The sequence below is a fragment of the Kribbella soli genome, from assembly GCF_004331345.1.
Taxonomy (GTDB): Bacteria; Actinomycetota; Actinomycetes; order Propionibacteriales; family Kribbellaceae; genus Kribbella; species Kribbella soli.
Genome location: NZ_SJJZ01000006.1, coordinates 318028 through 335329 on the forward strand (window position 1 = coordinate 318028; position 17302 = coordinate 335329).

Below are 17302 nucleotides of genomic sequence, written 5' to 3' on the forward strand. Positions count from 1 at the left end.
CAGCAAATGGGGGGTTCATGACCCTCAACCAGGGTCATGAACCCCCGATTTCGCTGGTGAGCCAGGCAAATTGCTGGGTCTGCCAGGCAAATGGGGTGAGGGGCGGCCGGGGTGATGGGGGTGGGCGGGTCAGGCGAGGCGTTTGGCGACCTCGACTGCGGCGCGGGCCACGCGGGGGCCGACGAAGTCGCGGTCGAGTTTGCCGAGGACGACCACGCCGATGGAGGCCTCGACGCCTGGGACACCCAGGACCGGGGAGGACACGCCTTGGGCGCCGGCCTGGAGTTCGCCGGAGGTGACGACAAAGGGACGGCCGGCGGGGTCTGGTTTGCGGCGGCCGGCCAGGATCGCCTTGCCGGCCGCGCCCTGGTCGAGCGAGTGCCGGGAACCCATCCGGTAGGAGACGTGGTAGTCGGTCCAGCTCGGCTCGACGACCGCGATCGCGAGCGCCTCCTCACCGTCCGCGACGGTGAGGTGCGCGGTGGCGCCGGTGTCCTCGGCGAGCGAGCGCAGGACCGGGAGCGCGGCGTCACGCAGAGTCGGCTGCACTCGCCGGCTGTAGTGCAGTACGGCGAGACCGAGCCGGGCGCGACCCTCGCTGTCGCGGCGTACCAGCCGGTGCAGTTCGAGCGTGTTCACCAGGCGGTACACGACGGTGCGGCTGACGCCGAGCGCCGCGGCCAGCTCGGTGATGGACAGCCCGTCAGGGGCGTCCGCCAGCAACTCGAGGACGGTCAGCCCCCGGTCGAGCGTCTGCGAGGTTTCGGCGGGCACCTAGCAAGAGTATCCGTTATTCGTGCGCGGCCCGATGGCCCCGTATCTTGCTGCCGTGCGAAATTACTGGTCGCTGCTTCCAGCCATTGCCGTGATCGTCGGTCTGATCCTGGTCTATGCCGTTCCGACCATCATCAATCCGCAATGGACGAGCTCGATCACGGCGATGTTCCGCACCACCTCGGTGCCGGCCGACGCCACCCCCGAGGAGGCCCGCCGGGCGGCCGGAATCCTCGGCCCGGCGCAGCTCAAGTCCCGCCGGATGCTGGCGATCGCGATGGTCGTCGGCGCGGTCGCGCTGATCGGCTTCAACATCTCGTTGAACCGTGAGGCGGTCGGCTGCTACAAGGCCGCCCGCGCGTTCGGGGCGATCGACGGCCCGGACACCAAGGACCCGTGCATCGAGATGATCTACGGCACGTTCATCGGCGACGGCTCGCGCGCGCCCGACGAGAAGAGCCCGCAGCCGGTGAAGTACTACCAGCGGGTGGACGGGAAGAAGCCGAAGTACCTCAAGTGGATCCAGAACGCCCCCAAGTACGACGAGGCGGACCTGCTGTTCGGCACCGTCGGCAAGTGCGCGTCGGACCTCAGCGTCCAGCAACTCGAGGACAAGATCATGGTGGTCGTCGACACCGACGCGCCCTGTCCGGAGGACAGCAACATGTCTGTCACCCCGATCAAGCTGAAGGAGCCGCTCGGCGACCGCAAGATCGTGACCATCGACGACGAGCCGGTGAGCGAGATCAACCCGGACATGGACTCCTGGTTCACCGTCCTGAAGAAGCTCGCGACCGGCGGCTGATCAGCTGAGCGCGCGGGTCTGGGAGTCGTAGACCCGGAACGGACGGTTCCGGGCCAGCAGGATCAGCAGCCCGGTGACACAGACCGCGGCGCCGCCGAGCAACGCGACGGTCGGGGTGGTCAGCGACGCCGTCGTACCGGCGACGAAGTCACCGAGCCGCGGGCCACCGGCAACGACGACGATGAACACCCCCTGCAGCCGGCCGCGCATCGCGTCCGGCGCGGCGGACTGCAGCACCGTGTTCCGGTACGCCGAACTGACCATGTCGGCCGCCCCGGACAGCGCGAGCAGTGCAACGCCCAGCCAGATCGTCCGGGACAACCCGAACAGCCCGACGGCAACGGCGTACGCCGTGATCGCCAGCACAATCGCCACGCCCTGACGGCGGACCCGGGTCACCCAGCCGGAGAAGATCACCCCGATCAGCGCCCCGATCGCGGGCGCGGCCTGCAGGAGGCCGACGGTCCGTACGCCGCCGCCGAAGAACGCGCCCGCCACGGCCGGGAACAGCGCCCGGGGCTGCGCGAACACCATCGCGAGGATGTCCGCAAGGAACGTCGCCAGCAACGCCGGCGCGGCGCGCAGGAACGTGAACCCCTCCAGCACGGACCGCAGCCCGGCCCGCCGTACGGCGCCGGTCGGAGGCACGGGTGGCAGCCGGAACAGGGCGTACAGCGCCGCGGTGAACGTGATCACGTCGACCAGGTACGCCGCCGCGAACCCTCGCCAGGCGATCACCGCCGCACCGAGCAGCGGTCCGGCGGTGAAGCCCAGGTTGAACGCGGCCTGGCTGAGCGTGTTCGCGGCCGGCAACAGTTCGGGCCGGATCAGCCGCGGGATGATCGCGGACCGGGCCGGGTTGTTCACCGCGAAGCACGCCGACTGACAGGCCACCACGGCGTACAGCACCCAGACCTGTGCCCAGTCGAGGTGCGACTGCAGCACCAGAACCATCGAGAGCAGCCACAACCCCGCCGACGAGACGAGGGCGAGCGTACGGCGGTCGATCGCGTCGGCCATCGCACCGCCGTACAGCCCGAAGACGATCAGCGGGACCAGCGAGCACAGGCCGACCAGCCCGACCGAGAACGTCGAGTGCGTCAGCGCGTAAACCTGGATCGAGACGGTCACCGCGGTCATCTGCTGGCCGAGCTGCGACACCGTCGACCCGATCCACAACCTCCGGAAGTCGGCGGACTCACGCAGCGGGCGGATGTCGGTGAGCAGACGCACCCTGACAACTTATGTCACAACGTGAAAAATTAAACAGTCGGGAATCGCGGGTGGTCGAGCGGTTGGCCGGCGGTCAGGTCGAGGCCGTCGGTGACCACGTGACCGGCGCCGGTGAACGTCGCCTCGGCGTCGAAGTAGATGTTGACGTGCGCGATCCGCGGGTCGTCGGTGAAGTTCGGTGTCGCGGAGTGCGCCAGGTACGCGTTGTGGAAGGTGCAGTCGCCGGCCTGCAGCGGGATCGTGAGGCGCTTCTCCCAGCGCAGGTCGGGCGCGGCGCGGAACAGGTCGTCGCGGTCCGACAGATCCTGACGGCGCAGGTCCTGGTGGTCCTGCGAGCCCGGGATGAACGTCATACAGCCACGCTCGACCGGTACGTCGACCAGCGCGATCCACGCGGACAGCGAGGCCCGCGAACCGGCGTGCGGCCAGTACGGCGCGTCCTGGTGGAACTCGGTCGCCGCACCGTTGTGCGGTGGCTTGATCAGCAGCTGGTCGTGCCAGATCCGCAGCGGTACGCCGGCCAGCGCGGTCGCCGCCGCGGCGAGCCGCGGGTCCAGGGTGAGCTCCCGCAGTACGTCGTTCTGCTGCCAGACGTTGACGTACTGGTTGAAGATCTTCGACTCCTTGAACAGGTCGTCGGCGCCCGCGGTCCACTCGGTCGCAGCGGCCGCGAACCGGGCCGCCTCGTCGCGGCCGATGATGCTCCGGATCCGGACGACGCCGTCGCGGCGGTAGGCGGAAATGGTCTCTTCGTCGACGGTCACGGGTGCCGTAGGGTCGGTCGTGGTCATCGGTGTGCTCCTCGGATTCCGGTGGCCTGGTAGGTGTTTCCAGCGTCGCGGTTGCCTCGGCGCGGGGACAGGCGGTGGTTCACCAGGACTTGACCGATCTTGACCTCCTGGAGGACAGGATGCACAACGTGTTGAGCAGCGCGGTCTTCCCGGACCCGCGGTTGCCGGTGGCGGGCGAGCGGCTCGAGGTGGTCGCGGACGTCGCGCCGCACAGCCACGCGTTCTTCGAGATCGCGGTCGTGGTGGCCGGGCGGGGTACGCACGTGTCGGCGGCCGGCGAGGTCGCGCTGGCGCCGGACTCGGTCGTCGTACTGCGGCCCGGTGAGTGGCACGGGTACGTCGACTGCGAGGACCTCGTGGTGCGGAACGCATATCTCGGACCGGACGTGTTCGGACTGCTGTCCGGCGCCCTCGTACCGGGAGCTCTCGGGCCCAACGCTCTCGGAGTGGGAGCGCCGACGCATCCGGCAGTGCAGCACGCGATGCGCCTGCTGGAATCCGACCTCGCCGAACCCTGGACGCTCGACCAGCTCGCCGCCCGCGTCAACCTCGCACCCGGGTACCTGATCCGGCTCTTCGGCAAGTCGGTCGGCCTGTCCCCGATGGCCTACCTGACCCGCATCCGCGCCGAGCGCGCCGCCGGCCTCCTGATCGAGACCGAGCTACCGGTCGCAACCATCGGCGCACAGGTCGGCTGGCACGATCCGAGCCACGCGACGAGAAGATTCCGCTCAACATTCGGACTCAGTCCATCCCAGTACAGGTCCGCTTTCAGACCGTAAGCAAAGATGTGCTCATGACGTCGTCTGTGCAAACGCCTGACCCGAATCCCGGCTGGCTGTCCGAGTTCGCGCTCGCCGAGACCCGGACGCGGGTACCGATCCTGTACGTCGAGGCCGTCCCGGTCCGCGTCGACACGCTCGGCCAGATCGAGCACATCGGGGTCCTGCTCCGCACCTCCCCAGCGAACGGCGAGATCACCCGCACGCTGGTCTCCGGGCGCGTACTGCACAACGAGCCGATCCGCGACGCGCTGCAGCGCAACATCGAGAAGGACCTCGGCCCCTCCGCGTTCCCGCGGCTCCCGTCCACGCTGGTCCCGGTCACCGTCGCGGAGTACTTCCCGTTCCCCGGCATGAGCCCGGCACTGCACGACTCGCGCCAGCACGCGGTCGCCCTCGTGTACGTCGTCCCCGTCACCGGCGAGTGCAACCCACGCCAGGACGCGCTCGAGCTGACCTGGCTGACGCCGGAGGAGGCGCTCGCGCCGAGCCTGCTCAACGACATGGAGGGCGGCCGCGGCCAGCTGCTCAAGCAGGCCCTGGCGTGGTCCGGCGCGATCGTCTGAGGCTCACCAGGCGAGGCGACCTTCCTCGGCGTACACGTGACCGGTCGGTCCGTCGGAACCCAGTGTCGCGAGACTGACAGCGACCGCTGCGCCTTGAGCGGGAGTACGGGCGGCGGTCCAGCCGCCCATGTCGGTCGCGCAGTTGCCGGGGTCGGCGCCGTTCACCAGGATGCCGGTGCCACGCAGCTCGTTGGCGAGCATCACCGTCACCATGTTCACCGCCGCCTTCGACGCGTTGTAGCCGACGGTCAGCACGGTCGACATCCGCGACTCCGGATCGCCGACCTGCTCGAACGACGCCAGCGACGTCGACAGGTTCACGATCCGAGCGGCCTCGGCACTCCGGAGCAGCGGCAGGAAGGCCTGCGTCACGCCCACCAGCCCGAGCACATTGGTCTCGAACGCAGACCACAGTACGTCGGCCTCGATCCGCGACACCGCGTCGTCGCCCGCGGGGATGATCGCCGCGTTGTTGACCAGTACGTCGAGCCGCCCGTACTCCGCCGCGACCCGCTCGGCCGCCGCCCGCACCGAGGCCTTGTCGGTCACCTCCAGCTGGACCCCGACCACGTCGAGGCCCTCGGCAACCAGTTCCTTCACCGCCAGCTCGCCGCGGTGCAGGTCCCGCGACCCGGCCAGCACGGTGAAACCGGCCTGCCCGAGCTGCCGCGCGATCTCCTTGCCGATGCCTTTGTTGGCGCCCGTGACGAGCGCGATCTTCCTCGTGTTCATGGCCTCCACCCTCCGGTGATCCGGCGCAGTCAGGCAGAGTCGGCCGAGGCTGGGATCGGCGGTCCCTGGCTGAGCTCGCGGACGCCTGGGAGCATGGGTGCATGGATCGCGACGGGCTGGCGGAGTTCCTGCGGGTACGGCGGGAAGCGTTGCAGCCGTCCGACGTAGGCCTCCCCGCCGGCCTGCGCCGACGTACACCTGGGCTCCGCCGGGAAGAGGTGGCGAGTCTCGCGACCATGTCGACGGACTACTACACCCGCCTGGAGCAGGGCCGTGGTCCACGCCCGTCCCGCGCGGTGCTGACCGGGCTCGCCCGCGCGCTGCGCTTGTCGGACGACGAGCGCGGCCACCTGTTCCGGCTCGCGGGCGAGCAGCCCGGGCCGCCACCAGGTCCGCCGGTGGAGGTGCGGACCGGCGTACTGCGGATGCTCGCGCGGCTCGACGTACCGGGTCTGGTCCTGGACGCGAAGTACGACGTACTCGCGTGGAATCCGTTGGCCGCGGCGCTCATCACGGACTTCTCCGCGCTCCCACCGCGGGACCGGAACCTTCTCCGCCTCCGCTTCCTCACCGATCGGCAGACCGAGCTGTTCGGCGAACAGGCCACCCGGGAGTTCGCCCGCGAGGCGGCCGCGGACCTCCGCGCCGCAACCAGCACCTACCCGAACGATCCGGCCCTCGCCCAGTTGGTCGACGACCTGGTGGCCGGCAGCCCGGAGTTCGCGGAGATCTGGGCGCGGCACGAGGTCGGGCGGCAGCAGACGCTGTGCCAGACGATCTTCCACCCGCAGGTCGGGCGGATCGACGTGATCTGCGAGGTGCTCGTGGTGCCGGAGCGCGACCAGCGCGTGGTGCTCTACACGGCCGAGCCGGGATCGGCGTCCGAGCAGGCGATCCGGCTGCTGGACGTGATCGGGTTGCAGGAGTTGACAACCAGGCCCTGATCAAGCGACTGTTTGATCCGTTGGTTTCCGACGGAGAGGCTTGCCTGATGCGTAAGTTACTTACGGCACTGGTCGTGCTCGGCCTGCTCGTCGTACCGCTCCGGGCCGCGGACGCTGACGACGCGGCGCCGGGGAAGCTCGTGTTCGCGGACGAGTTCGACGGTACGGCGATCGACCGGACGAAGTGGGCCATCCACTCGAACGCGGAAGCCGACCAGTGCCTGGGGAACAAGGGCAACCAGCAACTCGAGTGGCACACCTGGGACGCGCTGTCGGTGCACGACGGCACGCTCACGATGACGGCGAAGAAGAACAACCCGGCACCGGGGTACGAGTGGTCCGGCGCCCTGATCACGACCGGTCAGGCCTGCGGGCACGAGCCGTCGCAGTCGTTCGCCGTACAGCCCGGCGACTACATCGAGACGCGGCTGAAACTCCCGTCCGCCAAGGGCTTCTGGCCGTCCACCTGGACCTGGAACGGCAACGGCTCCAACGAGCAGGACACGTACGAGTTCTACAGCGACAACCACAACGCGCTGTACCTCACCAACCACCAGTCCCCCGGCGGCGGCTGCACCTACCAGTCGCCGACCGACCTCACCACCGACTGGCACACGATCGCCCAGCAGCTGGGCCCCGACGAAACCGTCTGGTACCTCGACGGCAAGGAAATCTGCCGCCAGGGCGCATACTCCGGCACCGGCGACGCCCTGATCCTGGACCTGTTCGTCTACGCGAAGATCCCACCCACCGTGACATCCGAGTCGATGCAACTCGACTACGTCCGCGTGTACCGCTCCTGAAGACTGAGGCCCAGCACCCTCGGGACCGGGGTGCTGGGCCTCGGGGATCTACTGGCCGCTGATGGTGAAGGTGCTGCCGGGTTCCTTGAGGATGTCGCCGTCGCGGGAGTTGGTGATGGTGACGTTCGAGAGGTTGGCGTTGCCGCGGGCGCCGGCCATCGCGAGGATGCCAGAGCCGTTGGTGGACTTGTCGATCCGAACGTTGGTCAGGGCAACGTTCGGCATCTCGCCGCCGCCGGTCTTGAACTGGATCCCGTCGTACGTCGAGTCGTGGATCTCGGTGTCCCGGATGGTGACGCCGGGGATCGGGAGGTTCGACGGGAACAGCGTGATCGCGCCGAACTCCTGGTCCTCGTTCCAGAACACCCCGCCGCAGCGGTAGAGCGCGTTGTTCGCGATCAGCGTCGTACCGGAGAACGGCAGCGGGTCGTGGTCGGTGGCCAGCATGATGCCGGGGTAGTTCATCGTGTCGTAGACCAGGTTGTTCTCGATCTTGTTGCCGTACCCGCCGTAGATCGCGATCCCGTTCGCCCGCCAGGGCAGCTGGACCGTGTTGTTGGTGAACGTGTTGTCGTGGCCGACGTCCACCGCCTGGTCCTTCACGTACTTGTTCGCCCAGACCGCGAGCGCGTCGTCGCCGGTGGTGCGGAAGGACGAGTTGAACACCTTCGAGTTCCGCGTCCCGTTGGAGAAGTTGATGCCGTCGGCGTAGGTGTCCCGGATCCGCATGCCGCTGAACTCGAGCCCGTCGGCCGGGCCCCACAGCTCCTGGATGTTGTCGTAGTCGCGGCCGACCCAGACCCCGACGTTCGAGTGCTCGATCCAGACGTTGGTGATCTTCGTACCGGTTCCGAACCGGCCGTTCAACCCGACCCCGCCCTCGGCGTTCCCGTCACCGCCGCGGATCCGGCCGGAGCCGAAGATCGCGATGTCCGAGAGCTGCACGTTCTTGTCGATGTCGAACCCGAAGTTGCCCTCGTGCGGATGGTTGATGCCGCCCGCGTTCTGCGGCTCGATCGTCGAGTACAGCTGCGAGTACCACATCCCGGCGCCGCCGATGGTGGCGTTGCTGATCCCGACCTGGTTGAATTGCCCGCGGTTCAGCGGGTCGTCGGTGAGGATCTTCTTCTCCTGCCGCCACTGCCCTTCGGGGATCCAGACGCAGCTGATCACGCCGTTCTGGTCGTCCGTCACGGCCCGCTGGATCGCGTCCGCGTCGTCGACCCCGTCGTTCGGCACCGCGCCGTACTGCGTGATCGACGTACACCCGGCCGGCTGGGGCAGCGCCGGCGCGACCTGCTCGAGGTCGACCAGGTCGATGATGTAGTACGACGCGTTGTCACCGGAGTCCCGTTGCAGGCGGAACTTCGTGCCGGACGGGTAGGACTGACCAAGCAGGGCATGTGACTCGTCGAAGAGGCGGCGGGCGTCACCGCCGGGCGTGTTGGTGAGTGCCTCAGGTCCGTCGCTGTTGCCGTAGAGCCAGCTGTTGCGGGACGACAGGTTGAGCTTCTGCTTGAAGGTTCCGTTGACGTACAGGCTGATCGTTGCCTGGAGCCCCTGTCCGTCGGCGGAGTCCGGGATCGAGTTGCGGACCACGACCGAGTTGGTCGGCACGGTCGAGGTGAACTCGACGTACTGACCGCTCGAGTTCAGCCGGACCGAAGAACGGCCGGACGACTCGGTGGCGAAGTTCGTGTGGCCGAAGGTTCGCGTCGCGTCGGCGGTCAGCAGGGTCCCGGTGTAGTCGCCGGCTTCGGCCTCGTACGACGTGTACGGCACGGCGGCGCCGCGGCCGACCACGATCGACTTGGTGAAGGTGTTGTTCGTTTCGTTGGTCTCGTCAACGGTATTGCCCGCATCTGTTGTCGCGGTGACGGTTGCGCCGCCGTTGGTCGCCGTCCAGGTGCCACTGATCGCGACGTTGGCGGTGGCGCCGGCTGCGATCGACGCGGTGCTTCCGTTGAGCGTGGTCGTGCCGACCACCAGCTTGGTCGTGCTGGCGGTGGAGGCCGACGTACCGCGGTTGTTGACGGCGACCGTGAAGGAGACCTGCGTACCGGGCGCCGGGTTGGCCGGGTTGGTGGTGATGCCGGTGACCTGGAGGTCGGGGCCCGGCGCTTGGGCGATGGTCAGCTGGGTCGCTGCCTGGAGCGTGTTGTTGGTGTCGCTCTGCTCGACGACCACGTTGGTCGGGTCGGCGACGGCGGCGACGGTGTAGTTGCCTTGGGCATGAGTTCCGGCGTTGGCGGTGACGGTGGCAGAGGCACCGACGGCAAGCGCCTGGACGCTCGCCGTGCCCGCGACCGAGCCGCCGAGGAGGAAGTTGAGACTGCTGGCCGGCGCGGCCGCGGAGCCGTTGTTCTTGACGGTCGCGGACAAGGTGATCGGCGTCGACTCGGACGGGTTGGCCGGCGACCAGTCGACGTTCGTCACCACGAGGTCGGGGTTCGGCGCCGCCGTACCGAAGATCTGGAGCTCGGCGACCTGACCGCCGGGCGCTCCGGTGTTGCTGAAGACCTGCAGGCGGAGGTCGGCGTACCGGCCGATGACGGGGATCGTGACGGTGTTCTGGTTGGCGGACGGATCGAACTGGTAGTCGGCCCTGGCGACCGCCGAGGTGAAGGTCGTCGCGGACTGTTCGCGGCCGAGGACTTCGATGCTCTGCGTCCGTGCACGCCAGGCCGAGTCCGGATTGAGCTTGACGACGACCGAGCCGACGTCGGCGTTCGAGCCGAGCTTGACGGTCAGGGTCGACGGGAAACCGTTCGATTCCCAGTAGGTGCCGAGGTTGCCGTCGTTGGCGTTGGACGCGACGAAACCGAAGACCGAGCTGGATGCCTCGATCGGCTTGCCGGCGGCGAGATCCGTGCCGGTCGGAGGTTCGACCGGCCCGCCACCAGGCCCGGCCAGTTCGAACTCCGACAGTTGCGCGGCGGGCCAACCGGTGTTCGCAGTGAACGTCAGCCGGACGTAGCGCACCGAGGTGTTGCTGAAGGCGATCGTGACGACGTTGGTGCCGCTGAAGTTGTACGCCGTACTGCTGACGATCGTGGTGAACGCCGAGCCGTTCGCGCTGCCCTGGACCGTGATGGTCTGGGTTCGCGCGCCCCAGGAGGACGGGAGTTTGAGCGTCACCTGGTTGACGTCCTTGGTGGCGCCCAGGTCCGCCTGGAGCCACTGTGGGAAGGCGTTGTTGCTGCTCTCCCAGTAGGTGTTCGCGTTGCCGTCGGCGGCGTTGCCACTCGGATACTCGCCGAGTGAGCTGCTGGCGGTCAGCGTCTTGGTGAGGTCGGCGGCCATCGCGGTCGGGACGGACAGCAGGCCGGCGGCGACGAGCAGGGCGGCCAGCACGAGCCGCAGAAGATTCTTCCGATGCATCGGGTAGTCCTCCATCGGGGGCGTGGGAGGTCTCCGCGCTACATAAATTGCGTAACTCTGACAATTTCTTGCACCGCGGGTATCCGAAGCTTGCAGCACCGGTCGCAGGACGTCAACACCTCGCCACCGACGGAAACGCCCCGCCCAGGAGGTCCAGGGCGGGGCGTCGCGCGCGAAGGATCAGGCGCGGAGGATCAGGCTCGGGAGGTCAGGCGCGGCGCTGGGTGGCCCAGTCGCGGATCAGTTCGATCCGCTCCTTCAGCTGGATGGAGGAGGCGTGGGCGGCAGCCGGCCCGCCGAGTTTGCGGCGCAGGTCGTTGTGGATGACGCCGTGCGGCTGGCCGGTGCGGTGATGCCAGGCGGCGACCAGACCGTTCAGCTCGCGGCGGAGGAGCCCGATCTGCTCGTGGGTGGCCAGCTCGGTCGGCGTGGGGTCCTCACGGTCGCTCGTGGACCGTTGCGACTTCTTCTGCGCCGCCAGCGACTTCTGCTGGCGTTTGTGCAGCAACTCGCGCACCTGGTCGGGCTCGAGCAGACCCGGCAACCCGAGGAAGTCCAGCTCCTCGTCGGACGCGTTGTCCCCGCCGGTCCCGTAGTCACCGCCGTCGAACACCACCCGGTCGAAGCTCGCATCCGACCCGAGCGCCTCGAAGTTTCCCTCGAGCTCGTCGCTCGCGCCCTCGGTCTGGTTCGCCTGCTTCAGCAAGTCGTCCTCGAGCGCGAAGATGTCGCCGTCCTCGTTGCTGTTCTTCCGGCCGAGGACGTGGTCGCGCTCGACCTCCATCTCGGCCGCGAACCCGAGCAGCCGGGTCACCGACGGCACGAACACCGACGCCGTCTCACCCCGCTTCCGAGCCCGCACGAACCGCCCGACCGCCTGCGCGAAGAACAGCGGAGTCGACGTCGGCGTCGCATAGACGCCGACCGCCAGCCGCGGTACGTCGACGCCCTCCGACACCATCCGCACGGCGACCATCCACCGGGACTCGTCCTCGGAGAACTTCTGGATCTTCTTGCTCGCCGCCTTCTCGTCCGACAGCACGACGGTCGGCGACTCCCCGGTCAGCTCGCGCAGCGTCTTCGCGTACGCGCGGGCCGTGTTCTGATCACCCGAGATCACCAGCGCGCCGGCGTCCGGCATGTGCCGCCGTACCTCGGTCAGCCGCTTGTCCGCGGCCGCCAGCACCGCGCCCATCCACTCGCCCGCCGGGTCCAGCGCGGTCCGCAGCGCCTGGGCGGTCAGGTCCTTGGTGAGCGGCTCGCCCAGCCGGGCGGCGACCTCGTCACCGGCCTTGGTCCGCCAGCGCATCTCGCCCGAGTACGACATGAAGATCACCGGACGTACGACGTGGTCGCGCAGCGCGTGCCCGTACCCATAGGTGTAGTCCGCCTTGCTCCGGGCGACCCCGTCGTGGCCTTCTTCGTACGTCACGAACGGGATCGGGTTGTCGTCGCTGCGGAACGGCGTACCGGTCAGGCAGAGGCGGCGGGCCGCGGGCTCGAACGCCTCGCGGACACCCTCACCCCAGCTGAGCGCGTCACCGCCGTGGTGCACCTCGTCCAGGATCACCAGGGTCTTGAACCGCTCGGTCCGGACCCGGAACGCCAGCGGGTTCACCGCGATCCCGGCGTACGTCACCGCGACGCCCTGGTAGTCCTTGTTCGTCTTCCCGCGCCGCCCGGCGAACGCGGGATCGATCGCGATCCCGGCCCGGTCGGCCGCCTCGGCCCACTGGACCTTGAGGTGCTCGGTCGGCGTGACCACGGTGATCCGCTCGATCTGCCGCCGGTGCAGCAGCTCGGCGGCCACGGTCAGCGCGAACGTCGTCTTACCGGCGCCCGGGGTCGCGACCGCGAGGAAGTCCCGCGGGTTCTTGTCGAAATAGACCTGGAGCGCCTCGGCCTGCCAGGCTCGCAGCTTGCTCGCGGTACCCCACGCCGCCCGGTCCGGATAGGCCGGTGGCAGGACAGCAGGGTTGGCCGGCACGTGCGAATCCACAGACAGCTACTCCCCCGAAGTCGACAGTGTGCCGGGCAGGAAGGTTACCCGAGATCTGTTACGAGATCAGATCCGCCGGCACCACCGTCACGTCGTACGGACTCGTCAACCGCGCCGATTCCTCGCCGGTGACCTTCGCGACCTGCACATATGCGCCGTCCCGCAACTCCCACGCAATCAAACTCGGCGTGTCGGGATCCACCACCCAGTACGCCTGACACCCTGCAGCCTCCAGCCGCGAGAACTTGACCATCACGGCGGGCGACCAGGAGGTCCGGGATCATCACCGTGTCGTCCGCCAGCACCATGTCGAACGGCGCCACCATGACGTAGAGCTCCGGCGGGCACACCTGCCTCAGGTGGATGAGGAGATTGCTGGCCACATCCTGGTGGTTGAACGACGGGCTCGGGGTCACGAGAAGGACTCCGTCGATGAGCTCGCGCCGGTACCCGTCATCGGGCATCCGGTCGAGATCGGCGCGGGTCAGCGGCATTGCTGGTCGGCTGAACACGTCGGGTGGGTCCGGAATGCTGTCCACGACACTCATAGTGCCTCCTTCGGTCGGTCAGGTCAGAGAAGGTGCCGGGATCTGCCCCGGGTTGCCCCGGGAATCCCCGGGGTGTGGAAAAGTTCCGGATCGGCTGGTGACACGTCCTACACTCGGGGGTATGAGTACTCAGCTGACCCCCGGTGCGGAGACGGTTGTCGACGAGCGGACCAACACGTCGCCGGCAGAGCCGGGCGATCACGAGCGGTTCTCGCACTACGTGCCGAAGGACAAGCTGACCGAGGCGATGGTGATGGGCACGCCGGTGGTCGCGCTGTGCGGCAAGGTGTGGGTCCCGAGCCGCGACCCGCAGCGCTTCCCGGTCTGCCCGGAGTGCAAGGAGATCTGGGACTCGCTGAACCCGGGTGACGAGGGCGGCGGCGACGACGAGTAGTCCGGCCCTGGTTCCGGCCTAGTTCTGGGTCGGGTCGTCGGGGTACGTCGCCAGGTACGCCATCTGGTCGTTCTGGCGGCGCAGGACCCGGCGCCACAGGGTGTCCGGGTCGTGGCCGAACACGTCTTCCGGCACGGAGTCGACGACGTACCAGGCGCCCTCGGCGATCTCGCCCTCGAGCTGGCCGCTGGACCAGCCGGCGTACCCGGCGAAGATCCGCATCCGGGTGATCGCGCCCTCCAGCAGCACCGGCGGTACGTCGAGGTCGACCAGACCGATCCGCCCGAAGCACTCGCGCCAGCCGGGCGGGTCCGTGGACTCGGCCACCTCGGCGACCGCGAGCGCGCTGTCGGTGCCGACCGGGCCACCCATGAACAGCACACCGGGCTCGTCGACCGCGGACGACCAGTTCGGCAGCACCTGCCCCACGGACAGGTCCGCGGCGCGGTTCACCACCACCCCGAGCGCGCCGTCGTCGTCGTGATCCAGCAGCAGGATCACCGACCGGCGGAAGGGCGGCTCGTCGAGCAACGGCGTGGCCACCAGCAGCGAACCGGTCAGGGTCGAGACCGTCATACCCCCATCATGGCGTACGACGGGGCACCCGGCCCCGCCCGTACCTGGCCAGCCAGGCACCGAGCGCGACCCCGGCGATGTCGGCGAGCGCGTCGAACGGATCGCCGTCGCGCTGGGGCAGCAGCCAATGCTGCACCAGTTCGCTGACCACCGCGTTCGCGACCAGTGCCCCGAGCAACCAGCGGACCGGCAGCCCGACCTTCGTCCCGGTGAACGCGACCGCCGCGAACAGGAAGCAGTGCGCGACCTTGTCGATCTGCGGGATCCCGATGTGCGGACCCGCCTCGCGGGGCGCGTAGACGCCGTACAGCTGCAACGCCACTGCCGCGACGAAGGCGATCCGCCAGGCCCAGACCCGCACCCGCGAGCCGGTGTCTTCCGAAACCGCGCCAGTCACAGTGCCAGTCCCACGGCCAGTCCCAGTGCCGGTCACAGGGCCGGGGTGTCGTCCGGGAAGCTCTCGTGCGCAGGGGCCCTGCCGCCGGCCGCGTCGCGGACGGCGTGCGCCACCCTCGTGTGCACCTCCGGGTGGAAGACGCTCGGCACGATGTAGTCCGCGTTCAGCTCGTCGTCGGTGACGACACCGGCCAGGGCCTTCGCCGCGGCCAGCTCCATGTCGATCGACACCTTCGACGACTGCGCGTCGAGCAGACCGCGGAAGACACCCGGGAAGACCAGCACGTTGTTGATCTGGTTCGGGAAGTCGCTGCGCCCGGTCGCCACCACGGCCGCGTGCTCGTGCGCCGCGGCCGGGTCGACCTCCGGGTCCGGGTTGGCCAGCGCGAAGACGATCGCGTCCTTGTTCATGGTGGCGATGTCGGCGCCGTTCAGGATGTTCGGCGCGGAGACGCCGATGAACACGTCCGCCCCGCTCAGCGCACCCTTCAGATCGCCGCTGTACTTCGCCGCGTTGGTGTTCTCCGCGATCCAGCGCAGCTCCGGCGACAGCCCTTCGCGTTCGGTGTGGATGACGCCGGCGATGTCGGCGACGATCGTGTCCTTCACGCCGGCCTTGATCAGCAGCTTCAGGATCGCGGTACCGGCCGCACCCGCACCGGACAGCACCACGCGGATCTCACTGATGTCCTTGCCGACCACTCGCAGCGCGTTGAAGAGCGCCGCCAGCACAACGACCGCCGTACCGTGCTGGTCGTCGTGGAAGACCGGGATGTCGAGCTCCTCGCGCAGCCGGGCCTCGATCTCGAAGCAGCGCGGCGCGGAGATGTCCTCGAGGTTGATGCCGGCGAAGCCCGGGGCGATCGCCTTGACGATCTGGACGATCGCGTCCGGGTCCTGGGTGTCCAGGCACAGCGGCCAGGCGTCGATCCCGGCGAACCGCTTGAACAGCGCGGCCTTGCCCTCCATCACCGGCAGCGCGGCCTTCGGGCCGATGTTGCCCAGGCCCAGTACGGCGGAACCGTCGGTGACGACCGCGACGCTGTTGCGCTTGATCGTCAGCCGGCGCGCGTCCTCCGGGTTGGCGGCGATCGCCAGGCAGACCCGCGCGACACCCGGCGTGTAGATCATCGACAGGTCGTCACGGTTGCGGATCGGGTGCTTGGCCTCCATCGAGATCTTGCCACCGAGGTGCATCAGGAAGGTCCGGTCCGAGACCCGGCCGATCTCGACGCCCGGTACGGCGCGCATCGCCTCGACCAGGCGGCCGGCGTGCTCGGTGTCGGCCGCGGCGCAGGTGACGTCGATCCGCAGCCGCTCGTGGCCGGACGCGGTCACGTCGAGCGCGGTGACCAGACCGCCGGCCTGCTCGACCGCGGTCGTCAGCTTGCTCACCGTCGAGCCACCCGCGGGCACCTCGAGGCGAACGGTGATGGAGTACGAAACACTCGGCAAGGCAGTCACGCGGGTGATCCTCTCATGTCACTGGTAATGCCCGGAGGTTCCGTAAGTAAAGTGCACGACAGACCTCTGGGTAATCCATTACTCGACCGGTTACTGTTCCGTCAGGAAGGGAGCCAGAGTGCCGACTGTCAGCGACGTGGCCGCGCGCGCCGGGGTGTCGACGGCGACCGTGTCGCGAGCGCTGAACGGGAAGCCGACGGTCGACCCGGACCTCGCCGCGCGGGTGCGGCAAGCGGCCGACGAGCTCGGGTACCAGCCGAATGGCCCGGCGCGGAACCTGCGCCGCCAGGAGGCCGCGGTGGTGGCGCTGATCATCTCGGACGTGGAGAACCCGTTCTTCACCGCGATCGCCCGCGGGGTGGAGGACGTCGCGCACGAGGTCGGGTACTCCGTCGTGCTCTGCAACTCCGACGAGAGCGTGGAGAAGGAGAACCGCTACCTCGACATCGCCATCCAGGAACGGGTCGCGGGCGTCATCCTGTCCCCGAGCGGTCCGACGTCCACTGTCGCGAAACTGGCGTCGCGCGGTACGGCGTACGTCGCGGTGGACCGGCCGCTGCCCGGGCAGGACAGTGACGTCGTCCTGGTCGACACCCGGCTCGCCGCCCGCGAGGCGACCGCCCATTTGGTTGCCCAAGGCTACGAGCGGATCGGCTGCATCACCGGCCCGGCCGGTGTCCGCACCGCCGACGACCGCCTGGCCGGGTACCGCGACGCACTCAAGGCGGCCCGTCGCCGTACGCCGAAGCTCGTGCGGCGGACCGAGTACAAGGCCGCCGGCGCGCACCGTGCTGCCCTCGACCTGCTCGCCCAGTCCGAACCACCGGACGCCCTCCTGATCGCGAACAGCGCGATGGCGGTCGGTGTGCTGCAAGCCCTGCAGGAGCGCGGTGTGCGCGCCGGGCGGGACGTCGGCCTCGTCACGTTCGACGATGCGCCGTGGGCCGCGCTCGTCGACCCGCCGCTGTCCGTGGTCGCGCAACCGGCGTACGAGATCGGCGCCGTCGCCGCCCGCCTCCTCCTCGCACGCATCGCCGACCCCACTCGCCCACCGACCGCGACCACGCTGGGCGCCCGACTCATCGAGCGAGCAAGCTCCCGCCGCTGACCGCCA

At 68.9% G+C, this 17302-nt stretch carries 17 protein-coding genes; 7 read left to right on the forward strand and 10 right to left on the reverse strand.

The window, feature by feature from the left end:
* Positions 1-129 precede the first annotated feature (129 nt).
* The gene (locus E0H45_RS40590) at positions 130-774 is read right to left on the reverse strand and encodes an IclR family transcriptional regulator (protein ID WP_130382015.1); all 645 of its coding nucleotides are present in this window, start codon (positions 772-774) and stop codon (positions 130-132) included.
* A 55-nt stretch (positions 775-829) separates the two neighbouring features.
* Between E0H45_RS40590 and E0H45_RS40595 the strand changes: the two genes are divergently transcribed.
* Positions 830-1579 (forward strand): hypothetical protein, encoded by a 750-nt coding sequence (locus E0H45_RS40595; RefSeq protein WP_238155678.1) that lies wholly within the window; start codon positions 830-832, stop codon positions 1577-1579.
* On the opposite strand, the gene E0H45_RS40600 is transcribed toward E0H45_RS40595, so the two are convergent.
* Complete coding sequence (locus tag E0H45_RS40600; RefSeq protein WP_131347839.1) at positions 1580-2812, reverse strand: MFS transporter; 1233 nt, start codon at positions 2810-2812, stop codon at positions 1580-1582. It abuts the gene before it with no gap.
* 29 nt (positions 2813-2841) lie between these two features.
* Positions 2842-3603, reverse strand: a complete 762-nt coding sequence (locus tag E0H45_RS40605) for a phytanoyl-CoA dioxygenase family protein (protein ID WP_131347841.1) — start codon at positions 3601-3603, stop codon at positions 2842-2844.
* 119 nt (positions 3604-3722) lie between these two features.
* On the opposite strand from E0H45_RS40605, the gene E0H45_RS40610 reads away from it, so the two are divergent.
* Together E0H45_RS40610 and E0H45_RS40615 are read left to right on the forward strand one after the other, a co-directional pair.
* On the forward strand, positions 3723-4385 hold the full coding sequence (locus E0H45_RS40610) for an AraC family transcriptional regulator (protein WP_131347843.1): 663 nt from the start codon (positions 3723-3725) through the stop codon (positions 4383-4385).
* A gap of 14 nt (positions 4386-4399) precedes the next feature.
* Positions 4400-4951: an NUDIX hydrolase family protein gene (locus tag E0H45_RS40615; protein ID WP_131347845.1), complete on the forward strand. Its 552-nt coding sequence runs from the start codon at positions 4400-4402 to the stop codon at positions 4949-4951.
* A gap of 3 nt (positions 4952-4954) precedes the next feature.
* Here E0H45_RS40615 and E0H45_RS40620 read toward each other — a convergent pair whose 3' ends face one another.
* The gene (locus E0H45_RS40620) at positions 4955-5683 is read right to left on the reverse strand and encodes an SDR family NAD(P)-dependent oxidoreductase (RefSeq protein WP_131347847.1); all 729 of its coding nucleotides are present in this window, start codon (positions 5681-5683) and stop codon (positions 4955-4957) included.
* Positions 5684-5784: 101 nt separating this feature from the next.
* Here E0H45_RS40620 and E0H45_RS40625 point away from each other — a divergent pair, with 101 nt between their 5' ends.
* Positions 5785-6627 carry a helix-turn-helix transcriptional regulator gene (locus E0H45_RS40625; protein ID WP_131347849.1) on the forward strand — a complete coding sequence of 281 codons (843 nt, stop codon included), beginning with the start codon at positions 5785-5787 and terminating at the stop codon, positions 6625-6627.
* Between the two features lie 47 nt (positions 6628-6674).
* Complete coding sequence (locus E0H45_RS40630) at positions 6675-7430, forward strand: glycoside hydrolase family 16 protein (RefSeq protein ID WP_131347851.1); 756 nt, start codon at positions 6675-6677, stop codon at positions 7428-7430.
* A 48-nt stretch (positions 7431-7478) separates the two neighbouring features.
* On the opposite strand, the gene E0H45_RS40635 is transcribed toward E0H45_RS40630, so the two are convergent.
* From E0H45_RS40635 to E0H45_RS40645, 3 genes are all read right to left on the reverse strand, one after another.
* Positions 7479-10811 (reverse strand): CARDB domain-containing protein, encoded by a 3333-nt coding sequence (locus tag E0H45_RS40635; protein WP_131347853.1) that lies wholly within the window; start codon positions 10809-10811, stop codon positions 7479-7481.
* A gap of 208 nt (positions 10812-11019) precedes the next feature.
* Positions 11020-12810: a DEAD/DEAH box helicase gene (locus E0H45_RS40640; protein ID WP_131347855.1), complete on the reverse strand. Its 1791-nt coding sequence runs from the start codon at positions 12808-12810 to the stop codon at positions 11020-11022.
* Between the two features lie 44 nt (positions 12811-12854).
* Positions 12855-13358: a Uma2 family endonuclease gene (locus E0H45_RS40645; protein WP_337590434.1), complete on the reverse strand. Its 504-nt coding sequence runs from the start codon at positions 13356-13358 to the stop codon at positions 12855-12857.
* Positions 13359-13479: 121 nt separating this feature from the next.
* Between E0H45_RS40645 and E0H45_RS40650 the strand changes: the two genes are divergently transcribed.
* On the forward strand, positions 13480-13752 hold the full coding sequence (locus E0H45_RS40650; RefSeq protein WP_131347857.1) for a DUF3039 domain-containing protein: 273 nt from the start codon (positions 13480-13482) through the stop codon (positions 13750-13752).
* A gap of 18 nt (positions 13753-13770) precedes the next feature.
* Here the strand turns inward: E0H45_RS40650 and E0H45_RS40655 are convergent, their stop codons facing one another.
* From E0H45_RS40655 to E0H45_RS40665, 3 genes are read right to left on the reverse strand one after another with little or no spacing between them, the layout of a single operon-like run.
* Complete coding sequence (locus E0H45_RS40655) at positions 13771-14328, reverse strand: YqgE/AlgH family protein (RefSeq protein WP_131347858.1); 558 nt, start codon at positions 14326-14328, stop codon at positions 13771-13773.
* A 7-nt stretch (positions 14329-14335) separates the two neighbouring features.
* A complete protein-coding gene (locus E0H45_RS40660; RefSeq protein ID WP_238155679.1) occupies positions 14336-14725 on the reverse strand; it encodes a VanZ family protein in 390 nt (129 codons plus the stop codon).
* A 32-nt stretch (positions 14726-14757) separates the two neighbouring features.
* Positions 14758-16188 (reverse strand): NAD-dependent malic enzyme, encoded by a 1431-nt coding sequence (locus tag E0H45_RS40665; RefSeq protein WP_131347860.1) that lies wholly within the window; start codon positions 16186-16188, stop codon positions 14758-14760.
* A gap of 118 nt (positions 16189-16306) precedes the next feature.
* Here E0H45_RS40665 and E0H45_RS40670 point away from each other — a divergent pair, with 118 nt between their 5' ends.
* Complete coding sequence (locus tag E0H45_RS40670) at positions 16307-17296, forward strand: LacI family DNA-binding transcriptional regulator (RefSeq protein WP_131347862.1); 990 nt, start codon at positions 16307-16309, stop codon at positions 17294-17296.
* Positions 17297-17302: the final 6 nt, after the last annotated feature.